Genomic DNA, 2608 nt, shown 5'->3' with positions numbered 1-2608 from the left:
AGATCGGGGGTTTGAATCCTTCTTCAAAACCCTTGAGGTCTCCCAGGTCTGGAGGTGCTGGAATCGGAATCTTTCCTCCCAATTCCTTGGGATTAGCAGTGACAGTTCCCACAATCACTAGCCTTGGCTGGGAAGAGGATGAATTCTTCAAATCCTCTAGCATCAGATTACACAGGAGGAAATGACCGAGGTGATTGGTAGCAACACTCAATTCATATCCGTCGGGATTTCGCAACGGTTCCTTTGATAATGGCAGATAGATCGCAGCATTGCACACCAAGGCATCGAGGGTTCTGCCGGTTGCTCTGAAAGCATTCACAAACTGCCGGACACTGGCAAAGCTAGCTAAGTCAATATATAGCGCTGTATAGCTGTCTTTTGGGATTCCCACCTCTTGGGCAGCTTTTTCAGCTTTATCTAGATTCCGACAAGCCATCACTACATGCCATCCCCAGGTTTGGGCAAGAGCTCTGGCGGCTTGCAAACCAACTCCCGAGGAGGCCCCTGTAATAATGACCGTTGATTTATGATCGTTTTCCATTTTGTTTAAAACTGGCCTATTGATCGTAACTTTATTAGGCTGCTTCATGGATCTTACACAAACCTAGACATCGGTCTGAAGTCCAATTCCTGCTTCGTTTGTATACGTAGGAAGACGGCTTCTTCTACTCCACAGGCGTTTTATCGGTAGCCACCGACAGTGTTATGTAAAACCTGGTTCCCAGCCCTCTATATTGATTGCTGCGTTGATATCCCGGTCAACAATAAGTCCACAACCACCACAAACATAAATTCGCTCTTGAAGGGGCATATCTTGCTTATGACCGCACTTGTGGCAGGTTTTAGATGAAGGGAACCATCGATCGACCAACGTCAACTTAAAGCCATGAAATTCTTGTTTGTAGGTTAGTAATTCTCTAAATCGATAGAAACCTAACAAAGAAATCGCCTCGGCTAATTTGTGGTTTGCAAGCATCCCTGATACATTCAAGTCTTCGATTTTGATTTCTTGATATGTCTGAGCTAATCGAGTTGTCTCTTTTTGTAAAAAGTCTTCTCGACTGTTGGCAATATGCTGATGTTGCTGACGAAGTTTCTGGTAGTATTTGTGGGCGTTCTTACTAGGTTTTTGTTTTCTCTGACCATTGCCTAGCACCTTTTTCCGATTTCGACCTTGTAGTTTCGATAGCTTGATTTTCGCTTTCTTAATCGAACTAGGAGTCTCAATCTTGGTGTGGTCAGATAAGGTAGCAAAGCACTTCACACCTAAATCAACACCAACTTTTTTATGGGTGTGTTTCATGGATGGTAAGGGGCAAGCCTCGATTTTAAACGACACAAACCACTTCCCAGCTTCACGAGAAATTGTGAAAGTTTGAGACCCACAATTAAACGGAATAGCTTCTTTAATTCGGAAGGTTCCTAATGTAGGAATCGTGATAAATTTTCCAGCTTTTACTAAGCGCTTACCATGTCCATCATCAACGGTAAAACACCATTGATGACGTTTCTTTTTAAATTTAGGTATCCCTGAACAAAGCTTCGGATCGCGCCAACGACTGAAAGCTTTTTTCAAATCTCTCAAAGAGTTTTGATAGATGCGAGAAGAGTATTGATTACACCAGGCAAAATCAGGATTCTTTTTGGTGACGTTGGTAAAAATCTTTTTGATAGCAGTCAATCGCTTAGCATCCGAAGCTTTAACACCGTCAAAATCCCAAGAAGACATCATGATACTGAGACCGTAGTTATATACGAACCGAGAGAAGCCAGCGCAACCAGCTAAGAAGCCAGATTGTTTGTGATTGACTTTAAGTTCTCGTTTGAGTGCATACATGATGTGTATCCTGGGAATTCGACCTTAAACTTGTACTTCCATTTCTACTTTAGCGCAATTTTCCGGATTGTCGATGTTTTTGTCAATATTTTCTTGAATTGGTTGGACATATCGACGTAGACCGTAGAGCCGACAAGAGAAACAGTGAATAATTGCCATCAGGTCTTCCACCATTTCTTGTTGGGGACTAAGTGACTCATTGTTAGTCACAACGATATTACAATCACAATAGTTAGCTAACTCAACGATCAGCTCGAAGGCAAACCTACATAGACGGTCTTTGTGAGCTACGACGATTGTAGAAATCTGTCCGGATAGCATACGGAATATCAGGTTTAGAAACTTCTTACGTTTGAAATTAAGACCACCACCGACTTCTTTAATCACTTCATCAATAATAATTCCAGAAGCACAGCAGAAGGTATCCATAGCTTTGACCTGGTTTTCAAGTTCGGGTTTCTGAGCGGGGGATGATACGCGACAATAAACAACTACCAGCCGCTTGGCATGTACACGGGATAGACCTTTAAGTTGATTGATATGCTTCTGGGTGTAAATACGATGATTGCCAAGGCTGCGATCGGCTACCAATTTTCCCGAAATATCCCAACGCTGGAGAGTTCTAACGGTGACACCGGCGATTTTGGCGAATTCATGAGGACGATAATGCCTCTTCGACAATCCTGTGTAGGTTTGTCGAAGATTGTGGATGATTCAAGGACTAATTGTCAACTCTCCCACTCTAAGTTGGGGATTGTCCACAATTGCTGA

3 protein-coding genes are annotated in these 2608 nt (G+C 42.8%); all 3 read right to left on the bottom strand.

Going from position 1 to position 2608, the window contains the following annotated elements; translation table 11 throughout:
- A partial coding sequence (locus tag F6K53_RS36975) for an SDR family NAD(P)-dependent oxidoreductase (protein WP_293084521.1) occupies window positions 1-541 on the bottom strand: 541 nt, incomplete at its 3' end.
- Window positions 542-703: 162 nt separating this feature from the next.
- Window positions 704-1837, bottom strand: a complete 1134-nt coding sequence (locus tag F6K53_RS36970) for a transposase (RefSeq protein WP_293084518.1) — start codon at window positions 1835-1837, stop codon at window positions 704-706.
- A gap of 24 nt (window positions 1838-1861) precedes the next feature.
- Window positions 1862-2518 carry an IS607 family transposase gene (locus tag F6K53_RS36965; protein WP_293084515.1) on the bottom strand — a complete coding sequence of 219 codons (657 nt, stop codon included), beginning with the start codon at window positions 2516-2518 and terminating at the stop codon, window positions 1862-1864.
- Window positions 2519-2608: the final 90 nt, after the last annotated feature.

The organism is Moorena sp. SIO4A1, assembly GCF_010672065.1.
Classification (GTDB): Bacteria; Cyanobacteriota; Cyanobacteriia; order Cyanobacteriales; family Coleofasciculaceae; genus Moorena.
The sequence above is the reverse complement of the archived record's forward strand: the minus strand, read 5'-3'. Positions and strand labels throughout refer to the sequence as shown.

What these genes read in the sequence shown, in the direction of transcription:
- F6K53_RS36970 (WP_293084518.1), bottom strand. Translation starts at nt 1,837, where the DNA reads ATGTATGCACTCAAACGAGAACTTAAAGTCAATCACAAACAATCTGGC.